Here is an 18,720-nt window from a genome sequence, read left to right on the forward strand (position 1 = left end):
TTCGACAATCCACCTCATAGGCATCGTCTATTCAGCGATTTCATCGATAGCCAAGCCCTGCTGCTTTTGTTACAGCCCGTTTCCCACCCGCTGCCCGCCTTTCGTCGGCGCGGCAAACTCGGTAAGGTCAGCGCGTTTTCCTTCTCTGCGGAGTCTCTCGATGCAAGCCCCTGTCCTCTCTGGCCCCCAGTACCTGCGCGAAGGCCTGAAACTGGTGCTGAGCCCCAACCTGCGGTTGTTCGTGCTGCTGCCGCTGGCGGTCAACCTGCTGCTGTTCGGCGGCCTGATCTACTTCGCCGGGCATCAATTCGACCTTTGGCTTGATGCCCTGATGCCGACGCTGCCGGATTGGTTGAGCTTCCTCAGCTACATTCTCTGGCCGCTGTTCGTTGCCTTGTTGGTGCTGATGGTGTTCTTCACCTTCACCTTGGCAGCCAACATCATTGCCGCGCCTTTCAATGGTTTCCTGGCGGAAAAGGTCGAGGTGGTGGTGCGTGGGCAGGACAACTTCCCGGCATTCAGCTGGGGCGAACTGGTGGCCATGGTGCCACGGACCTTCGGCCGTGAAATGCGCAAGCTGGGCTACTTCCTGCCACGGGCAATCGGCCTGTTCATCCTGTCGCTGATCCCGGTGGTCAACGTGGTGGCGGCGCCGCTTTGGCTGATCTTCGGGGTGTGGATGATGGCTATCCAGTACATCGACTACCCGGCGGACAACAACAAGATGAGCTGGCAGGACATGCTCGCCTGGCTGCGCCAGAAACGCTGGCAGAGCCTGGGCTTTGGCGGCATTACCTACCTGGCGTTGATGATCCCGCTGGTGAACGTGCTGATGATGCCGGCGGCGGTGGCCGGGGCCACGTTGTTCTGGGTGCGGGAACGGAACTGATCCCTCTCGGACCTTGCGCGGCCTCCTGTGGGAGCGGCCTTGTGTCGCGAAAGGGCCGCAGAGCGGCCCCAGGATATCAGCACTAATGCACAAATTGCTGGGGCCGCTTTGCGGCCCTTTCGCGACACAAGGCCGCTCCCACAAAGAAGCAGACCGCGTCTGATCCTGGTCCTACTGCCCCAACCGGCTGGAAAACTGCCCCACCACATCCACCACCCGCTTGGCCCCGTCCTGGATCTCGACAATCACGCTCCCTGTCTCGTCCGCCAGCGCCAGCCCCTGCTCGGCCTGGCGCTTGCTGGTGTCGATGATCGCCACTGCCGCCTGGGCCAGTTGCTCGTTCTGCTGCACCACCCGGGCGATTTCCTCGGTGGCGGTGCTGGTGCGCGAGGCCAGCTGGCGCACTTCATCGGCAACCACGGCAAACCCCCGCCCCTGCTCGCCGGCGCGGGCCGCTTCGATGGCCGCGTTCAGCGCCAGCAGGTTGGTCTGCCCGGCAATGTCGCTGATGGTCTTGATGATCGAACCAATCACCCGCGATTGGGTATCCAGCGCCTGGATGCCCTCTGCCGCCTCTTGCATCGAAGCTTCCAGCCCGCGCATCACGCTGACGCTCTGGGTGACCACATCGGTGGCCTTGCGGGCGCTGGCATCGGTACCCAGCGAGGTGTTGTAGGCAACATCCGCCGCCTCGGCCACCGCCTGCTCCTGGTTGACCTGCTCGGTGATGACGGTGGCGAATTTGACCACCTTGTACAGCACGTCATGGGCATCGAAGATGGGGTTGTACGAAGCCTCCAGCCAGACCACCCGGCCATGGGCGTCGATACGTTTGAAGCGGTCGGCAACGTACTCGCCACGGCGCAGCTTGTCCCAGAACGCCTGATAGCCGGCCGAGTTGGCCTCCTCCGGCTCGCAGAACATGCGGTGATGCTTGCCACGGATCTGCTCCAGGCGGTAACCGACGGTGCCCAGGAAGCGTTCGTTGGCGGTGAGCACGGTGCCATCGAGATCGAACTCGATCACGGCGGTGGAACGCATCAGCGCCTTGATCAGGCTTTCGTGCTCGCGGGAGGTCTCGATGGTGCGGGTAAGGTCGCTGGAGTGCAGCGTGAAATACTTGATGCGCCCCTCGCTGTTCTTGACCGGCTGCAGGATCGACCGTAACCAGGCCTCCTGGCCATTGCCGCGCAGCAGGCGGAATGCACCGTTCAGGTGTTCACCGCGGCTGATCGCGCCTTTCATGCGCTGGTAGAAATCCAGCGTCTTCACATGGGCGGGGACGATGTCCTCGATGTTGCGCCCAAGCAATTGTTCGGCACGGTAGAGCATCTCGCTCTCGAAGTTGCCGTTGACCATCTCGATCCGCCCCTGGGGGTCGAGTTGCAGTACCAGCATCTCGCTGTCGAGGCTACTCTTGACCTGTTCGATGGACATCAGGTCTTCGCGCAACTGCCGGATTTCTTGCTTGAGCTTGTTGTTGAACATCACCGCTCTCCTGGAGCGCATCGTCGAATGCATCTTCATCGGCTGCCGGTGCCCCCTCTTGAGCACCCTTGCAAGGAAAAATTCACAAGGCGAAAAGCGTCAGCGATCAGGCGTCATCTGTACGTCACATGGCAGTCACATTGGCGCAATCCAGCAGGCGGACACTTTTTGTCATGAATACACCCGCCCTACGCATTACCCTGGTCAGCGAAACCTTCCCACCCGAGATCAACGGCGTGGCCAATACCCTTGGCCGGCTCAGCGAAGGGTTGCGCCAACGCGGCCATGAGATCGAAGTGGTGCGCCCGCGCCAGGCCGGTGAAGCACCACTGCACAACGACCCGAACCTGGTGCTGTGCCGTGGCTGGCCCCTGCCTGGTTACCCGGGCTTGCAATGGGGCGAGGTGTCGATGCACAAGCTGTTGCGCCGCTGGCGCCGGCAGCGCCCGGATGTGCTGTACATCGCCACCGAGGGGCCGCTTGGGCTCAGCGCACTGCGCGCGGCCCGGCGCCTGGGGGTAGCGGTGGTCAGCGGCTTCCACACCAACTTCCCGCAGTATTCCGGCCAGTACGGGTTGGGCCTGCTGACGCGCCTGCTCACCAACTACCTGCGCTGGTTCCATCGGCGCACGGCGACCACCCTGGTACCCAGCCTAAGTCAGCGCCTGGAGCTTGAACGCCGCGGTTTCGAACGCCTGGAGCTACTGGCCCGGGGGGTCGATGCCTGCCTGTTCAACCCGGCCCGGCGCAGCCCCGCATTACGGGAAAGCTGGGGGCTCGGCCCGGACGACATCGCCGTGCTGCATGTCGGGCGGCTGGCGGCAGAAAAGAACCTGGGTTTGCTGCGCCCAAGCCTGGAGGCCCTGCAGAAAACTTATCCACACAAACGCCTGCGCCTGATCATGGTGGGTGACGGCCCACAGCGTGCCGCCCTCGAACAGCAGGTACCGGATGCCGTGTTCTGCGGCGCCCAGCGAGGCGAGCTACTGGCCGAACACTATGCCAGCGGTGACCTGTTCCTGTTTCCGAGCCTGACCGAAACCTTTGGCAATGTGGTGCTCGAAGCCATGGCCTCGGGGTTGGCGGTGGTCGCCTATGACGAGGCGGCCGCCGCGCAGCATATTCGCCATGGCCATAGCGGTGCGCTGGCCATGCCGGGGGACCAGGCGGCGTTCATCGACTCTGCCTGCTGGCTGCTGGAAGAAGAGGAGACGTTGCGCCGGGTGCGCCTGAATGCGCGAAAGCATGCCAGTCGCCAGGGCTGGCCGGCGATTGTCGAGCAGTTCGAGGGGTATCTGCATGCAGCCCGGAACCAGGCTGCGACTTCACCAGCTTCGAGGCTGGGTGCTACGCGATCTGTGTAGGAGCGGCCTTGTGTCGCGATCGGGCTGCAGAGCAGCCCCTCGATAGTTGCGACAATGCTGATATCCGGGGGCCGCTATGCGGCCCGATCGCGACACAAGGCCGCTCCTACAGAGAAACCGCGTCAGGCGCTTCAGGCCAAGGCTTTCTCGATAGCCTGTACCACCGCTGGATCATCCGGTGCCGTGCGCGGCGAAAAACGCGCCAGTACCCGCCCGTCCTTGCCCACCAGGAACTTCTCGAAGTTCCAGGTAATGTCCCCCGGGAACTCCGCACCCTCACCCGCCAGCAGGCGGTACAGCGAGTGGCGCTGCGGCCCGTTGACCTCCAGCTTGCCACCCAGCGGGAAGCTCACCCCATAGTTGAGGCTGCAAAACTCCTGGATTTCCTTTTCGCTGCCAGGCTCCTGGCCGGCAAACTGGTTGCACGGCAGGCCAAGCACGTTGAAGCCCTTGTCCTTGTAAACCTGGTAGAGGTTCTCCAGGGCCTTGTATTGCGGCGTGAGACCACACTTGGAGGCAACGTTGACCACCAGCACCACTTGGCCCTTGAACGGTGCGAGGGGCAGCTCCCCGCCGTTCAACGCGTCCAGTTTCAGGTCGTGAAATGCACTCATGATGAATCCCCTCTCAGGTTCCCGGTTGCCGCGCAGGTGAATTCCGCCCACTAAAAAGGCGCTCGTCCAAACCGTCCACCTCCCGTAGGAAGGCAAATCGGCTTGCCCGAGCGCCTGGCGACTTTCTGAGCTTAGCGCAGAAAATCAGTGGTGATGGCCACCTTCACCGTGGATGTGGCGGTGAGCGATTTCTTCGTCGCTGGCATCACGCACGTTGACTACCTTGACCTGGAAGGTCAGGCGCTGGCCGGCCAGCGGGTGGTTGCCGTCGACGGTCACGTCGTCGCCGTCGATGTCGCGGATGGTGACGATCTGCATCTGGCCATCCGGCGCCGAAGCGTGGAACTGCATGCCCACTTCCAACTCGTCGACACCTTCGAACAGGCTGCGGTTCAGGGTGCTGACCAGCTCGGCCAGGTATTCGCCGTAGGCATCTTCCGGCTCGATGGAAACGTTCAGCTCGTCACCGGCCTGCTTGCCTTCCAGGGCTTTTTCCAGGCCCGGGATGATGTTGCCGGCACCGTGCAGGTAAACCAGCGGCGCACCGCCGGCGGAGCTGTCGATGGTCTCCCCGGCGTCGTTGGTCAGGGTATAGTCGATGGAGACAGCCTTGTTGGCGGCGATCAGCATGGGGCAAGACCTTTTGCAAAAGTATGTAGAGCGGACAAGTGTAACCAAGCCATCGCCCGATTGCGAACGCACTGCGGACGAGCAACGGCCCATCAGTCGGATCACCGGCTTCCACCAGGACGAAGAGGGCCACTGGGTGGCCGAACTGTCCTGCGGCCACACCCAGCACCTGCGCCACCAGCCGCCGTGGCAGGCACGCCCCTGGGTGCTCGACCCGGCCCAGCGCGCGCAGCGTATCGGCCAGCCTTTCGCTTGCGGCTGGTGCGCACAAGGGGCCGATAGCGCTACCCTTGGCCGTTAATTTCTTGCACCGCTTATTTCGAGAAGCACGCATGCAGACATTTTTCATTGCGCCGACCGATTTCGGTGTCGGCCTGACCTCCATCAGCCTGGGCCTGGTGCGCACCCTGGAGCGCGCCGGGCTGAAGGTCGGCTTCTTCAAGCCGATCGCCCAGCCCCACCCGGGTGACACCGGCCCCGAACGCTCCACCGAGCTGGTTGCCCGCACCCACGGCATCAAGCCCCCGGTACCGCTGAGCCTGGCCCATGTCGAGCGCATGCTCGGCGATGGCCAGCTGGACGAGTTGCTCGAAGAAATCATCCGCCTGTACCAGCAAGCCTGCATCGGCAACGACGTGGTGGTGGTCGAGGGCATGGTGCCCACACGCCACGCCAGCTATGCGGCGCGGGTCAACCTGCACCTGGCCAAGAGTCTGGATGCCGAGGTGATACTGGTATCTGCACCGGAAAACGAAGTGCTCAGCGAGTTGTCCGGCCGGGTCGAACTACAGGCCCAGCTGTTCGGCGGCCCGCGCGACCCGAAGGTGCTCGGGGTAATCCTCAACAAGGTGCGCACCGACGAAAGCATGGCGGACTTTTCCACCCGCCTGCGCGAACACTCGCCGCTGCTGCGCGGCAACGACTTCCGCCTGCTGGGCTGCATCCCCTACCAGCCCGAACTGAACGCCCCGCGCACCCGTGACGTGGCCGACCTGCTCGGTGCCCAGGTGCTCAATGCCGGTGACTACGAGCAGCGGCGCATGAGCAAGATCATCATCTGCGCGCGTACCGTGGCCAACACGGTGCCGCTGCTTACCTCGGGTACCCTGGTGGTGACCCCGGGTGACCGCGACGACATCATCCTCGCCGTCAGCCTGGCAGCGATCAACGGCGTACCGCTGGCCGGCCTGCTGCTGACCAGTGACGGCAAGCCAGACCCACGCATCCTGGGCTTGTGCCGCGGCGCCCTGCAGGCCGGCCTGCCGATCCTGTCGGTCAGTACCGGCTCGTACGATACCGCCAACCAGCTCAACTCGCTGAACCGCGAAATCCCGGTGGACGACCGCGAGCGCGCCGAATTCATCACCGACTTCGTCGCCAGCCACCTCGACGCCGCCTGGTTGCACCAGCGTTGCGGCACCCCGCGCGAACTGCGCCTGTCGCCTGCAGTGTTCCGCTACCAGCTGATCCAGCGGGCGCAGCAGGCCAACAAGCGCATCGTCCTGCCGGAAGGCGCCGAGCCGCTGCTGGTGCAGGCAGCGGCCATCTGCCAGGCCCGCGGCATTGCCCGCTGCGTGCTGCTGGCCAAGCCCGAGGATGTCGATGCCGTGGCGCGCGCCCAGGGCATTACCTTGCCGCCGGGCCTGGAAATCCTGAACCCCGAGGTGATTCGCGGGCGCTATGTGGAACCGATGGTCGAGCTGCGCAAGAGCAAGAACCTCAATGCCCCAATGGCCGAGCAGCAACTGGAAGACCCGGTGGTGATCGGTACCATGATGCTGGCCCTGGACGAAGTGGACGGCCTGGTCTCGGGCCTGGTGCACTCCACCGCCAACACCATCCGCCCGGCCCTGCAGCTGATCAAGACCGCGCCGGGTTCGAGCCTGGTGTCGTCGGTGTTCTTCATGCTGTTCCCCGAGCAGGTGCTGGTGTACGGCGACTGCGTGATGAACCCGCACCCGAGTGCTGTCGAACTGGCCGAGATCGCCCGGCAGAGTGCCGAATCGGCGCAGGCCTTCGGCATCGCGCCGCGGGTGGCGATGATCAGTTATTCAAGCGATTCGGCCAGCGACGAGGAAGTCGAGAAAGTGCGCGAAGCGACCCGCCTGGCACAGGGCGCGGCGCAGGAGCTGCTGATCGACGGGCCGTTGCAGTATGACGCGGCGGCCAACCCGGCGATTGCACGGGAGCTGGCGCCGGGCAGCCCGGTAGCCGGGCGGGCGACGGTATTCGTGTTCCCTGACCTGAATACCGGCAACACGACCCACAAGGCGGTGCAACGCAGCACCGACGGGGTCAGCCTGGGGCCGATGCTGCAAGGGTTGCGCAAGCCGGTGAACGACTTGCCGCGCGGGGCTCAGGTTGACGATATCGTGCATACCATTGCCCTGACGGCGATTCAGGCCAGCGTGGCAGGCTAAAAGCTGGGGCTGCTTTGCAGCCCCTGTGGGAGCGGGTTCACCCGCGAAGAATGCGACGCGGTGTTTGGCACCGGCTACGCCGGTGTTCGCGGGTGAACCCGCTCCCACAGGGTCACTCTGATCGATCAGGGATACTGCTGAACCTGACCTTGCTGGTCATACTGCTGACCCGGAATCGGCTTCAGGTTCACTTCCACCCGGCGGTTCTGCGCGCGGCCATTGGCGTCGGCGTTGCTGGCGATCGGCTGGTCCGGGCCCATGCCACGTACGGTGATACGCGAGGCATCCACACCCTGCGAGGTCAGGTAGGTGCTGACCGCCTGCGCACGGCGCTGGGACAGGTCCATGTTGTGCTGGCGGCTGCCAGTGCTGTCGGTGAAACCGACCACTTCGATGGTGTTCTGGTTGAACTGCTTGAACGAGCCGGCCAGGTTGTTCAGCGGCGAGTAGAAGCTTGGCGCGATGTTGGCCGAGTCGGTGGCGAAGGTGATATTGCCCGGCATGATCAGCTTGATCTGGTCACCCTGGCGCTGCACTTCCACGCCGGTGTTGGCCATCTGCGCGCGCAGCTCGGCTTCCTGCTTGTCGGCGTAGTAGCCATAACCGGCTGCGGCGGCACCTACGGCGGCGGCACCGATCAGTGCACCCTTGCCACGGTTGTTGTGGTCGATGGCGGCACCGGCGATAGCACCGGCCAGCGCGCCCAGGCCGCCGTACTTGGCGGTCTTGCTCATCCCTGTGGAGCCCTGCGCCTGCCCTTGGCTGTCATAAGGGTTCTGCCCGGCACAGCCGGTCATCAGGGCAGCGGCGGTTGCGACGATAATCAGACGACGCATGGTGAACATGGACAAGCTCCTACTGAATTCATGAATGCGGCAGATCATAAAGGGATCTATGCCAGCCTTGGATTGCAACGGCAACGAAAAATTCCATGAAAGTGCCTTCATGTGCCATCAGGCACGCACGAAGGGGTTTTCGCGCATTTCGTCGCCCAGGCGGGTATCAGGCCCGTGGCCGGTCACCACGACGGCCTCCTCGTCCAGCCGGTACAGCCGCTCCTTGATCGAACGGACGATGGCCCGCTGGTCGCCACCCCACAAATCGGTACGGCCAATGCCACGGCGGAACAGGGTATCGCCGGCGATCAGCAGCTTGGCGTCGGCAAACCAGAAGCTCATCGAGCCCGGCGTGTGGCCTGGCGTATGCAGGGCCACGCCACAACCGCAGGCCAGCTCCTCGTCATCCCCCAGCCAGCGGTCTGGCGCAGGTACCGGGGTGTAGGGCACGCCGAACATCTGGCACTGCATTTCCAGGTTGTCCCACAGCGCCTGGTCGTCCTTGTGCAGGTGCAGCGTTGCGCCGGTCAGTTCCTTGAGCTTGCCCGAGGCAAGGAAGTGATCGAAGTGAGCGTGAGTGTGGATGATGCTCACCAGCGTCAGCCCGTGGGCCTGCAGGCGGGCAAGGATCTTGTCCGGGTCACCGCCCGGGTCGACGACGATGGCCTTTTTGGTAAGCGGGTCGCCGATCAGGGTGCAGTTGCATTGCAGGGGGCCTACGGGGAAGGTTTCGCGGATGAGCGCTGACGATGGATTCTGCATAGGGAATACGGGAACCGGTTAATCGAAGAGGGTCTGTACGCGAGCCAGTGCATCAAGGATGACGACCTCGGGTACCGACTCTATGCGTTTGGCAAATCTGGCTTCAAGGTCGACTGTGCGCACCTGATTGCAGAGCATCACGCCCTGAGTCTGCGTACCCGCACCGCTGAGCGTGACGGCGAAACCCGCATGCCTGGCAAAATCGCCACCTTGAGTGATCGGCACTACCACAGCCAGGCCTGACGCATTGAACGCAGCTGGAGTGAGCACCAGCGCAGGTCGCCCGGCCCCCTGCTGCTCCCGTCCAACAGTCGGATCGAGATTGACGCGAACGATATCGCCCCTGGCGAACTTCACCCGTTTCACACTTCACGCCCTACTGGTGGCATCGCGTTCCAGTCGGCCATGTCCTCTGGCTCCGGTGCATCCAGATCGCACTGGGCCATCAGCTCTTCAAGGGTGTATTTGGGTTTCGACCTGACGGGTTTGAGCACCATGGTCTCACCCGCGGTGTCCAGGCTCAAGGTAGAGCCGACACCGAGACGCATCTGTTTGAGCACTGCAGCCGGCAAGCGAATCGCGGCGCTGTTACCCCACTGTTGAATCTTGATCTGCATGAGTATCTCCCAAGGTAGATACATAGTAGAAACCCTCCAAATGATTGCAAGCGAAATGTAGAGACGTCGTATCTACACTGTCATTTGCCCGGTATGGACAAAAGCCCTGCAACCTCAAGAAGGAAATGCCCTACATCAACTTGGGAACCTACTTTCCACCTGCAAAAATTTGAAACGCAATCGTTGTCAGTTTCAAGGCAAGAACAACCTGAACAACCCACCCCCAAGCGCCCCGCCATTGGAGATCTCGATCCGCCCGCGCACCCCGCCGCTTTCATGCAGTGCCGCGATCCGCGCCGCAAAATACAGGCCCAGGCCGGTACTGCCACTGGTCGAGTCGATACCCTGGATGAATTCTTCCTGGCGTTCGAGCATGCGCTGTGGATAACCCGGGCCGTCATCGTTGACGCAGATGGCCAGCTGGTTGTCTGCCTCTTCGATGGTGATCAGCAAGGCATGCGCGGCAAAGCGGGTGGCGTTGGTGATCACGTTGGCGATCACCGAGGCCACCAGCTCGCGGTCGAAGAAGCCCAGCGGGTTGTCGGTGTCGATGCGCCAGGTGGCAAGGATGTCCTTGTGCTTGAGCACTTCCTCGTGCGCAGCCAGCTGGGCTTCGATGAAATCGTCCAGTTCGTGGTAGTCCGGGCACACCGGCAACTGGTTCACGCCCAGTTTGTACAACCCCAGCAACTGCACCAGCATGCCATTGAGGTGGCGAAACTCATGCTCCATCACCCCCTGCTCGGCACCACCGCGCAGTTCCTCGGGCAAGCGCTGCATCCACTGGTTGTGGGACTGGATCAACGCCGACAGGGAATTCTTCAGGTCGTGCACGGTGGAGGCGATCACCGTGGAAAAATCCAGCCCCTGGTTGTCTTGATTCATGCGCCGAACACTCGGATGTGCAGTTTGCGGTAGCGGTCGTAGCGGTTGTCGCTGGCGGGGATGCCGGCCACGCTGGTCAGGGCGTCGCGGCACTCCTGCATGATCGCGGGCTGAGGGCTGTCTCCGCCGATGCGCAGCAGCGCCTGGGCAGTGTTGAGGGCGATGCTGATGTTCTTCGGCTGCAAACCCAGCGCCTTGCGGAACAGCTGCAACGCCTCGCCGAGCTGCCCACCCTGGTAACTGCGCACACCCTGGCGATTGAGGGTGACCGCTTCGGTAATGGCGTTGAGCACGCTGGGGTCGTCCGTCAGCTTGCCGACCCTCTCCATGACCTTGGGGTCGTCGCCATAACTTTCCACACAGCTCCTCAGCACGCCGATGGCGGCGGCTTCCTGCCCCATGGCCTGCAACTGCGCGGCAACGGTCAGGGCCGAATCGACCGAAAAGAACTGGTTCATCTTGTCCAGGCGCTGGATCGCCTGTTCGGTCAGCTTGGCAGCCGTTTCAGGGTCGCCGGCCTGCTGCAGGCTGGCGGCCTTCATCATGCGGGCACGCACCTGCAGGCCCTGGTCCTCGGGGTTTTCCTTGGCTACTTCGCTGAGCGTGCTGTTGATCTCGACCCGGGTGCGCGCATCCAGGCCAAAGCCGGCATTCCTGCTCATCAGCGCCTGCACCAGCCCCAGGTTGTTCTCGGGGTCCTTGTAGCGTGAGCTCTGGCCCTGGTTCACCGCATGGCGGAACGCTTTCGAAGCACTCTCGAAGTCTTCGTTTTCCAACGCCAGCTTGCCCAGCGTCGACTGCCGGCGCACCGACAGCGGCGACAGGCGCACGGCTTCTTCAAGCATGTTCTGCGCACGCCTGGTTTCGCCTTGGGCCACCAGCACCTCGGCCATGCCATCGTACAGGCCTGGCATGATCGGGAAGGCCTTGAGCGCCTGCTCGTACACGCCCTGGGCCTGGGCATTCTGGCCGCGCTTGTGCATCAGGCTGCCCAGCGCCGAGTACACCCACGGCTGCGGGCGGCTGGCCAGGATGGCCTTGAGGAACTTCTCCAGCTCCTCGAAACGGTTGAGGTTGCGCAAGGCATCGGCCCGATAGCGCAGGCACAGCGGGGCCAGGCGTGGGTCGCGCTTGCACAGCTCGGCGCAGGCCGCCAGCACTTCGGCCGGGCGATTGCGGTCCAGGGCCTGCAGGATCGGCTTGAGCAAGGTCTTGCGCTGGTACAGCTTCTCCACGCGCTGGGCCAGGCCAACCCGGTTGAACGGCTTGGTCAGGTAGGCATCAGGCTCGTGCTCGATGGCGCTGAGGACAATGGCCTGGCTGCTCTCGGCCGTGACCATGATGAATATGCACTCATGGCTGATGTGCTTGTCGAGGATCAGGTCTTCGAGCACCTGCTGGCCGTTCTTCTTGCCGTCGCCCAGGTGGAAGTCCTGCAGGATGACGTCATAGCGCTTTTGCGCGCACATGCGCAGCGCCTGCTCGCCGCTGTCGGCGGTGTCCACGTCACGTACGCCCAGCTCGCGCAGCATGGAACGGGTCGACGTGCGAAAGTCGGTAAAGTCGTCGACGATCAGAAAGCTCTTTTGCCCGTACTGCAGCATCAACACGACCTGCCTTGGAATGATTGAAAAATCGCGCGAGGCGATGCCACCGATAGCTGTATCGGCAGCTGGTCGGGAAAGATGAGGGTAGAGCGTTGGCGGCCACGAACGATGGCCTGGCGCCATCACTTTAGCGAACAAGGCTCTGCAGGGCTATTTCACGCCAGCATTCCCAGGGACTTGGCCTTGGCCACCGCCTGGGTACGCCGCTCCACCCCCAGCTTGCTGTTGATATGGCTGGCGTGGGTTTTCACCGTGTGCAGGGAAATGAACAGCCGCTCGCTGATCTGCTGGTTGGAACAGCCTTGGGCAATCAGCTCGAGCACGGCCAGCTCGCGGCTACTCAGGGCTTCGCCGCTGCCGGTGCTGACGCTCGGCAGCGGTGGCAGGCGCTTGAGCAGTTCGCCCTGCACCGAGCAGGCGGCAACTGCCTGCAGCTGTTCGAAAAGCCACTGCGGGTGCTGCTCCAGCAAAGGCTGGAACGGTTGCAGCACGCCGCCTTGGGCTGCCTCCAGCAACCGTGGCAACAACTGGGCGGCCTGCTCTTCCCGGCCTTCGCCCAGCAACAAGCCAAGCCACTGGCACAGGGCACTGACGCTGAGCATCATGCCGCCACTGGCCTGGCCGCGCTCGACCAGGCTGGCCAGGCGTTGCGCCGCGTCGTCGCTACGCGACTGGATACGTTCGAGCGATGCCTGCTGCAAGGCGATGTGCAATGGCAGCAACGGGTGGAACTCCGGGGCCGCCGCCGGTTGCTCGCCACCATAGGTCTGGCCCAGGCGCAGCAGCCAGGACTCGGCCAGGTCGATGCGCCCCTGTGCCAGCCACAACTCGCATTTGACCAGGGTGATCATGGCCAGGTAGTAGACCGGCGGCACATCCCAGATGTGCATCAGCCGCTCGGCCTCGGCCAGTTCGGCAAAAGCCTCGGCAAAGTGCCCTTCCCGGCCATCGAGCGTAGCGATCACGCAGTGGCCGATGAGCACGCTGATATCGCGACAGGCCCGCGCCTCGCCCAGCCCCGCACGCAAGCGTGCACGGCCCTGGGACGGCTGCAGGCGCGATACCAGCAGGTAGCCTTCGTAAAGCGTCAGGCGGGCGCGCACGGCATACAGCCGCTGTGCCGACAGCCCTTGCAGGCGTTGCAGCCCCTCGCGCACTTCGTCCAGTGCGCGCAACACCTCGCCACGGGCATGCAGCACCCGCGCCCGGTCGTAATGGGCCAGGGCCTCGAACAATGGGTTGCCAACGCGCTGGGCCAGCTCCAGGGCCTCACGGTTCCAGCCGCGGGCCCGCCAGAAATCGCCATCGGCAATCGCCAGGTTGGACAGCGTCGACAGGCACACCAGGCGTTGGCCATAACGCTTGCTCGGCAGGCTCTGCAGCGCTTCGCCGCAATAGGCCAGGGTGCGCTCGCGGTCGCCACGGCCACGGGCGATCACACCACTCAGCGCCAGCCACTGGGCCAGCATGGACTTTTGCGCGGTCGCCGAGGGCGCGGGCAGGAAGCGGCTGAGATAACCCGCCAGCTCCTCGGCCGCGTCCAGCTGGCACGCCAGGCCCAACGCCCAGCTGTACAGCACGATCAGCCGCGGCGTGCTGATCAGCAGGCTGTCGGGCAGGTCCATCTTCCAGCGCAGCAACATGCCGACGTTCTGTTCGGCCAGCAGTTGCTCCTCGGACAGGCTCTGCACCAGGTCGGCGGCGACATCGAGGTGACCGGCCCGCAGCGCCTGCTCCACCGCTTCGTCCAGCAGGCCCTGGCTTTCGAACCAGCGGCAGGCACGCAACTGCAGGCCGGCCAGCGGCTCGCTGGCCTGGCGGCTGCGCAGCAGGTCGGAGAACAGGTGGTGATAGCGGAACCAGTGGCCATGCTCGTCCAGCGGCACCAGGAACACCTGGTGCGCCTGCAAGAAGCGCAGGATCGCGGCGCTGTCGTGGCGGCCGCGCACGGCATCGCACAACGGGGCGCAGAAACGCTCCTGGCAGGCCGTTTCGTACAGGAAGGCCTGCACATCGGCGGGCAGCATGTCGATGACTTCTTCCAGCAGATAGTCGCGGATCAGGCCCTCGCCGCCGTGCAAGGCCTGGGGCAAGGCCTGCTCGTCTGCGGACTCGCTGGCCGCCAGTTGCCAGAAACGCAACCCGGCCACCCAACCGTCGCTGCGCTGGATCAGGTTGTCCAGGGCCTGGCCACGCAGCCCGGTGGGTTGGCGACCGATCACCGCCAGCGACTCTTCGGCGGTAAGGCGCAAGTCCTGTTCGTTGAGCTCGACCAATTGCCGCGACAGGCGCAGGCGCGCCAGGTGCCAGTCCGGGCGCTGGCGGCTGGTGACCAGCAGCACCAGGCCGGGGGGCAGGTGATTGAGGAAGAACTGCAGGCAACGGTCGAGCACCGGCCCCTGGGCCAGGTGATAGTCGTCCAGCACCAGCAACAAGGGCGTATCGGCTTGCAGGTACAGCGCCAGCTCGTCGAGCAGGCCGTCGAGCCATTCCTCGAAGGCGAACGGCTGGTGGCGCTGGCGCATTTTCAGCAGGCCCATGGCCTGGCCGCCCAGCGCCGGACAGTACTGCTGCAGGCCTTCGAGCAGGCGTTCGAGGAAGCGGCCAGGGTCGGCATCCCGTTGGCTCAGGCCCAGCCACAGGCTACGCCAGTGCTCGGGCAGCGCTTCGCAAAATTCGATGGCCAGGGAGCTTTTGCCGAAACCCGCCGGGGCATTGACCAGCAACAGCCGCCCGCCGAGGCCGGCTTGCAGCCGCTGGCACAGGCGCAGGCGCGGCACATGGCCGTCCGGCAAGGGCGGCCGGAAGAAACGCCCGTCCAGCAGGCCCAGGGCCTGGCTGGCGAATCCATGCGTACGGGACAGATCTGTCATGGCCGGCTCGTTCTGGTTGGAAGACTACGGCGGTATGGATGCTTGCGAGACTAGCGGGTAACGCTGCGCATTTGAAGATGATGGGCGCAATTCCCCTGGAAAAGACTGCGACAAAAAGCAACATGGCTGATGGACAGGGGCTGGGGCGGGGGTTTGCTGAGGTATTCACCAGCTTTATTGCTGTACCGGCCCCTTCGCGGGTGAACCCGCTCCCACAGGGATTGCACAGGTTTCAAGTCCAGTGCAGTACCTGTGGGAGCGGGTTCACCCGCGAAGAGGCCGGTACAGGAAAATGAAACGCCCCGGTCAAGCCGGGGCGCTCCGAGGTTGCGTGATACTTAGCGAATACCCGACTGGCGCAGTGCCGCTGGCTGGAAGTCCGCCTTGCTGGCGCTGAAGCCGAAGTCGTAGGCGCGCTTCTCTTCGTTCTTCATGCCCAGGGCCAGGTAACGGCCCGACTGCAGGTCGTAGATAGTCTCCAGGGTGTACCACGGCACTTCCACGTTGTAGTACGGCTGGGCATGTGCCTCGGACACGCGCCACAGCTGGCCACGGCCGTCGTACTGGTCGATCACCGCAGCCTGCCAGGTGTCCTCGTCGATGTAGAAGTCACGCTTGGCATAGATGTGCCGCTGGCCTGGCTTGAGGGTCGCGACCACGTGCCACACGCGGCGCAGCTCGTAACGGGAAAGGTCCTGGTTGATGTGCCCGGCCTTGATGATGTCGGTGTACTTGAGCTTGGGGTCGTCGAGCTTGAAGGCGTTGGACGCGATGTACATCTCCTTCTTGCCTTCCAGCTTCCAGTCATAGCGGTCCGGCGCACCGTTGAACATGTCCAGGTTGTCCGAGGTGCGCAAACCGTCGGCGGCGGTACCCGGGCCGTCGTACGACACTTGCGGTGCCTGGCGCACGCGGCGTTGGCCTGCGTTGTAGATCCACGCCTTGCGCGGTTCCTTCACCTGGTCGAGGGTTTCGTGTACCAGCAGCACGGTACCGGCCAGGCGCGCGGGCGCGGTCACCTCCTGCTTGAAGTAGAACAGGATGTTGCCCGGGTTGTTCGGGTCGTAATCCTTCATCTTGTCGCGGAAGACGAACTGGTCGGAGAAGTACACAGGGTTGAAGGAGCCGTTCTGCTGTGGCGTGGCCTGGGTCACCAGGCGGCTGACGCTGCCACCCCGGTAGCGGGTGATGTGGTTCCAGATCACCTCCAGGCCGCTTTTGGGGATCGGGAACGGTACAGCCGTGCGGAAGTTGCTCAGGCCGTTGCCGCCTTCGACCAGGGTGGTCTTGGTGGCGTTCTCCTTGATGGCGGCGAACACGTCGGCCGGCACCGTGGAACCGCGATGGGTCTTGAATACCGGGATCTTGAAGGTGTCCGGGTAGCGCTTGAGCATGGCCAGCTGGCCCGGCGAGAGCTTGTCCTTGTACTGGTCGGCGTTCTGCGCGGTGATGGTGAACAGCGGCTTGTCGCTGCCGTACGGGTCGGACAGGAAGCCCTTGCCGTCGGCACTGCCCGCGCTCTTCGACAGCGGCTCCCACGGGCCGATCGAGCCATCGGCGTTGCCGGCCTTTTCGGCGCCCATCGGGGTCAGGGTACTGCCCAGCTTGGCCGCCTCGTCGGCGGATACTGCAGCCATGACGCTGGTCGCCAGCAGGGACAGGCCCAGCACACCGGCTTGCAGCAGACTTCTGGTCTTGTTCATGTCGTGTCGTCCTGGATCTGTATGCTTAGAAGTTCACGCCGAAGCTGAGGGCGACGAAGTCGCGGTCATCCACGGTGGTGTACTTGCCATCGAAGAAGTTGGTGTACGACAGGCTTGCCGTGTAGGTGTTCTGGTACTCGGCGTCGAGGCCCAGGCTGACGGCCTTGCGGCCTTCCTCGAAGTTGGCGCCAGGGCCGGGCGAGTAGCCGGAGACATCATGCGACCAGGCCACGCTCGGCTTCAGGTTGACCCCGGCGAAGACGTCGTTGTAGTCCCAGATGACACGGGCGCGGTAACCCCAGGAAGTACTGGTGGTGTAGCCGTCGTTCTCGCAGTTGCGGTTCAGGTTGGCAGTGGATGCACCGGCGCCGGCGCCTGCGATGGTGCTGGCGTTGAGTGCCTGGCAGGTATCGGCACCACCGGTGGAAGGCAGTGGGCCAGGGCCGAACACTGGATCGCGACCGTAGCGAGTGTCGTGTGCGTTTTCGAGGCCACCCACATGGGTGACACCCACCTCGCCCACCACGGTCATGCGGCTGGCGCCCATCACCTGGTCGAAGAAGTGCGTCAGGGTGGTCTGGAATTGAGTGATTTCCTTGCGACGATACCCGTGCAGGTCCTGCCCCGGCGTACCGGTCAGCAGCGAAGCATTGCTCAAAGCGCCGCCAATGGGGCGGACCCCGGCGAACAAGATATCAGTGGTATTGAGTTGCACTGGCGCGTTGGGGCGGTAGCTGAGTTCACCGCTCCAGGCTGTCCCTGTAGGCAGCGTGGTGGAGAAACTCAAGCCATAGAGGCGGATATCCTCGGGATATTCGACAAAGTACTCGGAATTACCCGCCACGATCAGGGGTGCCAGAGCGCGCAGCTGTGCAGGCAGGGCGCTCAACCCGGCGAACACAGAAGGCGCAGCCCCTGTAGCGCTGAAGATCGGCGCACGGCTGTGATAGTTCATGAAGTAGGCACCGAACTCGGTGTCCAGCGGCTCGAACATGTAGCGCATGGCCACACCGAACTGGCCGCTGTCACGTGCATCGCGGTCGGCGCCACGGCGCACCATCACCCCTTCCTCGTTGATGTCCACGCCACGGGTGGCAAGGAACTGCTGCGCCGCCCCCGGCACTGTGCGGCTGCTGTTGAGCACACGCAGGTTATTGGTACAGCCGTCGGCAATGATGTCCGGCTGGGAGAAGAAGGTGCCGCAGTTGTCGACGACCGTCTGGTCCCATTCGATCTGGTAGAAGGCCTCGGCCGACAGGTTGTCGGTCAGGCTTTGCGAGATGTAGAACATGTTGACCGGAATCAGGCCTTCCTTGATCTCGGCCCCCGGACGGCGGAAGGCAGCTACGTCGATCGGGTTGATCGAGTTGATACCGCCACCGATGAAGGTACTTTCACCCCAGCTCACCACCTGCTTGCCCAGGCGCACCGAGCCTGGCTGATCGCCGATGGAGTAGTTGTGATAGACGAACGCGTCGAGCAGCTCGGCACCGGACGATTTGGCGCCTTCCTTGCGGTTGGAGTCGCTGATGTCCTTGAACTCGCGGCCTTCGTCCTTCAGTTCGAAGTCGTACCAGTACTTGCCGCGGACGAACACGCCGGTGTCGCCGTACTTGAGCTCCAGGTCATGGATGCCCTTGAAGATCTTGGAGAAGGTTTCGCCCTTCTTGAAGTTCAGGTGGCCATCGTCGGATGTCTGCGACAGGCCCTTGCCGCCGTTGTTCACCCCGATCAGGTTCTTGTTGGGGTTGGCCGTCGACCAGCTGGCGCCGATGGAGAGCGACGAGTCGAACTGGCCTTCGATTTCACCAATGTTGAAACTGACAGCGAAAGCAGGACTTGCGAGCGTGGAAGCAAGGCTGACAGCCAGGGGCAACTTGGCCCGGCGCCAGAACAGGTTTGCAGATTTCATCGACGCTACTCCATGTACTTTTTTTGTTATGGCAGTGAGTCCTTTCAAGAACGGCCCGAGCGACCGGTTTGCAGGCTTGCGCCCGCGGCGACACGGCTTGCGCATGTCGCCTCCCCCATT

16 protein-coding genes and 1 pseudogene are annotated in these 18,720 nt (G+C 63.6%); 4 read left to right on the plus strand and 13 right to left on the minus strand.

The features are described from left to right. Positions 1-160: 160 nt before the first annotated feature. The gene (cysZ, locus tag CAG00_RS18820) at positions 161-889 is read left to right on the plus strand and encodes a sulfate transporter CysZ (protein WP_085665041.1); all 729 of its coding nucleotides are present in this window, start codon (positions 161-163) and stop codon (positions 887-889) included. Between the two features lie 171 nt (positions 890-1,060). On the opposite strand, the gene CAG00_RS29295 is transcribed toward cysZ, so the two are convergent. Together CAG00_RS29295 and CAG00_RS29300 are read right to left on the minus strand one after the other, a co-directional pair. Beyond that, positions 1,061-1,492, minus strand: coding sequence for a methyl-accepting chemotaxis protein (locus CAG00_RS29295; protein WP_371262304.1), 432 nt, complete (start codon positions 1,490-1,492; stop codon positions 1,061-1,063). 156 nt (positions 1,493-1,648) lie between these two features. Then, positions 1,649-2,416: pseudogene (locus CAG00_RS29300) on the minus strand (PAS domain-containing protein); the annotation flags it as partial. Between the two features lie 134 nt (positions 2,417-2,550). On the opposite strand from CAG00_RS29300, the gene CAG00_RS18830 reads away from it, so the two are divergent. Further along, on the plus strand, positions 2,551-3,741 hold the full coding sequence (locus tag CAG00_RS18830; RefSeq protein WP_085665042.1) for a glycosyltransferase family 1 protein: 1,191 nt from the start codon (positions 2,551-2,553) through the stop codon (positions 3,739-3,741). 131 nt (positions 3,742-3,872) lie between these two features. Here CAG00_RS18830 and CAG00_RS18835 read toward each other — a convergent pair whose 3' ends face one another. Together CAG00_RS18835 and CAG00_RS18840 are read right to left on the minus strand one after the other, a co-directional pair. Further along, positions 3,873-4,355 carry a glutathione peroxidase gene (locus CAG00_RS18835; RefSeq protein WP_025337716.1) on the minus strand — a complete coding sequence of 161 codons (483 nt, stop codon included), beginning with the start codon at positions 4,353-4,355 and terminating at the stop codon, positions 3,873-3,875. A 144-nt stretch (positions 4,356-4,499) separates the two neighbouring features. Continuing rightward, positions 4,500-4,985, minus strand: coding sequence for a peptidylprolyl isomerase (locus CAG00_RS18840; protein ID WP_003259610.1), 486 nt, complete (start codon positions 4,983-4,985; stop codon positions 4,500-4,502). Here CAG00_RS18840 and CAG00_RS18845 point away from each other — a divergent pair. Both CAG00_RS18845 and pta read left to right on the plus strand, forming a co-directional pair. Continuing rightward, positions 4,984-5,286 carry a DUF3565 domain-containing protein gene (locus tag CAG00_RS18845; RefSeq protein WP_015268965.1) on the plus strand — a complete coding sequence of 101 codons (303 nt, stop codon included), beginning with the start codon at positions 4,984-4,986 and terminating at the stop codon, positions 5,284-5,286. The two genes, CAG00_RS18840 and CAG00_RS18845, sit on opposite strands and share 2 nt — an antisense overlap. Before the next feature lie 31 nt (positions 5,287-5,317). Next, a complete protein-coding gene (gene pta / locus CAG00_RS18850; RefSeq protein WP_085665043.1) occupies positions 5,318-7,405 on the plus strand; it encodes a phosphate acetyltransferase in 2,088 nt (695 codons plus the stop codon). A 125-nt stretch (positions 7,406-7,530) separates the two neighbouring features. Here the strand turns inward: pta and CAG00_RS18860 are convergent, their stop codons facing one another. From CAG00_RS18860 to CAG00_RS18905, 9 genes are all read right to left on the minus strand, one after another. Further along, positions 7,531-8,250: an OmpA family protein gene (locus CAG00_RS18860; RefSeq protein WP_013970946.1), complete on the minus strand. Its 720-nt coding sequence runs from the start codon at positions 8,248-8,250 to the stop codon at positions 7,531-7,533. A 108-nt stretch (positions 8,251-8,358) separates the two neighbouring features. Continuing rightward, positions 8,359-9,003: an MBL fold metallo-hydrolase gene (locus tag CAG00_RS18865; RefSeq protein ID WP_085665044.1), complete on the minus strand. Its 645-nt coding sequence runs from the start codon at positions 9,001-9,003 to the stop codon at positions 8,359-8,361. Positions 9,004-9,021: 18 nt separating this feature from the next. Beyond that, positions 9,022-9,369, minus strand: coding sequence for a type II toxin-antitoxin system ChpB family toxin (locus tag CAG00_RS18870; protein WP_075043777.1), 348 nt, complete (start codon positions 9,367-9,369; stop codon positions 9,022-9,024). Then, positions 9,366-9,644, minus strand: a complete 279-nt coding sequence (locus CAG00_RS18875; RefSeq protein ID WP_003259615.1) for an AbrB/MazE/SpoVT family DNA-binding domain-containing protein — start codon at positions 9,642-9,644, stop codon at positions 9,366-9,368. The genes CAG00_RS18870 and CAG00_RS18875 overlap by 4 nt, the downstream gene beginning before the upstream one ends. Before the next feature lie 168 nt (positions 9,645-9,812). Then, the gene (locus CAG00_RS18880; protein WP_025337711.1) at positions 9,813-10,505 is read right to left on the minus strand and encodes a sensor histidine kinase KdpD; all 693 of its coding nucleotides are present in this window, start codon (positions 10,503-10,505) and stop codon (positions 9,813-9,815) included. Then, positions 10,502-12,109, minus strand: coding sequence for a response regulator (locus CAG00_RS18885; RefSeq protein ID WP_025337710.1), 1,608 nt, complete (start codon positions 12,107-12,109; stop codon positions 10,502-10,504). Before CAG00_RS18885 ends, CAG00_RS18880 begins: the two co-directional genes overlap by 4 nt. Before the next feature lie 158 nt (positions 12,110-12,267). Further along, positions 12,268-14,985 carry a LuxR C-terminal-related transcriptional regulator gene (locus CAG00_RS18890; RefSeq protein WP_085665045.1) on the minus strand — a complete coding sequence of 906 codons (2,718 nt, stop codon included), beginning with the start codon at positions 14,983-14,985 and terminating at the stop codon, positions 12,268-12,270. 338 nt (positions 14,986-15,323) lie between these two features. Next, complete coding sequence (locus CAG00_RS18900; protein ID WP_075043774.1) at positions 15,324-16,688, minus strand: DUF1329 domain-containing protein; 1,365 nt, start codon at positions 16,686-16,688, stop codon at positions 15,324-15,326. Positions 16,689-16,713: 25 nt separating this feature from the next. After that, the gene (locus CAG00_RS18905; RefSeq protein WP_085665047.1) at positions 16,714-18,600 is read right to left on the minus strand and encodes a DUF1302 domain-containing protein; all 1,887 of its coding nucleotides are present in this window, start codon (positions 18,598-18,600) and stop codon (positions 16,714-16,716) included. Between the last annotated feature and the right edge of the window lie 120 nt (positions 18,601-18,720).

It is taken from the genome of Pseudomonas sp. B5(2017) (genome assembly GCF_002112825.1).
Classification (GTDB): domain Bacteria; phylum Pseudomonadota; class Gammaproteobacteria; order Pseudomonadales; family Pseudomonadaceae; genus Aquipseudomonas; species Aquipseudomonas putida_Z.

Excerpts from the sequence above, each read along its gene's own strand:
- CAG00_RS18900 (WP_075043774.1), bottom strand. The coding sequence starts at position 16,688 with ATGAACAAGACCAGAAGTCTGCTGCAAGCCGGTGTGCTGGGCCTGTCC.
- pta (WP_085665043.1), top strand. The coding sequence starts at position 5,318 with ATGCAGACATTTTTCATTGCGCCGACCGATTTCGGTGTCGGCCTGACC.
- CAG00_RS18905 (WP_085665047.1), bottom strand. The coding sequence starts at position 18,600 with ATGAAATCTGCAAACCTGTTCTGGCGCCGGGCCAAGTTGCCCCTGGCT.
- CAG00_RS18860 (WP_013970946.1), bottom strand. The coding sequence starts at position 8,250 with ATGTTCACCATGCGTCGTCTGATTATCGTCGCAACCGCCGCTGCCCTG.
- CAG00_RS18835 (WP_025337716.1), bottom strand. The coding sequence starts at position 4,355 with ATGAGTGCATTTCACGACCTGAAACTGGACGCGTTGAACGGCGGGGAG.
- CAG00_RS18875 (WP_003259615.1), bottom strand. The coding sequence starts at position 9,644 with ATGTATCTACCTTGGGAGATACTCATGCAGATCAAGATTCAACAGTGG.
- CAG00_RS29295 (WP_371262304.1), bottom strand. The coding sequence starts at position 1,492 with ATGCGCGGGCTGGAAGCTTCGATGCAAGAGGCGGCAGAGGGCATCCAG.
- CAG00_RS18865 (WP_085665044.1), bottom strand. The coding sequence starts at position 9,003 with ATGCAGAATCCATCGTCAGCGCTCATCCGCGAAACCTTCCCCGTAGGC.
- CAG00_RS18890 (WP_085665045.1), bottom strand. The coding sequence starts at position 14,985 with ATGACAGATCTGTCCCGTACGCATGGATTCGCCAGCCAGGCCCTGGGC.
- CAG00_RS18845 (WP_015268965.1), top strand. The coding sequence starts at position 4,984 with ATGGGGCAAGACCTTTTGCAAAAGTATGTAGAGCGGACAAGTGTAACC.
- cysZ (WP_085665041.1), top strand. The coding sequence starts at position 161 with ATGCAAGCCCCTGTCCTCTCTGGCCCCCAGTACCTGCGCGAAGGCCTG.
- CAG00_RS18880 (WP_025337711.1), bottom strand. The coding sequence starts at position 10,505 with ATGAATCAAGACAACCAGGGGCTGGATTTTTCCACGGTGATCGCCTCC.
- CAG00_RS18885 (WP_025337710.1), bottom strand. The coding sequence starts at position 12,109 with ATGCTGCAGTACGGGCAAAAGAGCTTTCTGATCGTCGACGACTTTACC.
- CAG00_RS18840 (WP_003259610.1), bottom strand. The coding sequence starts at position 4,985 with ATGCTGATCGCCGCCAACAAGGCTGTCTCCATCGACTATACCCTGACC.
- CAG00_RS18830 (WP_085665042.1), top strand. The coding sequence starts at position 2,551 with ATGAATACACCCGCCCTACGCATTACCCTGGTCAGCGAAACCTTCCCA.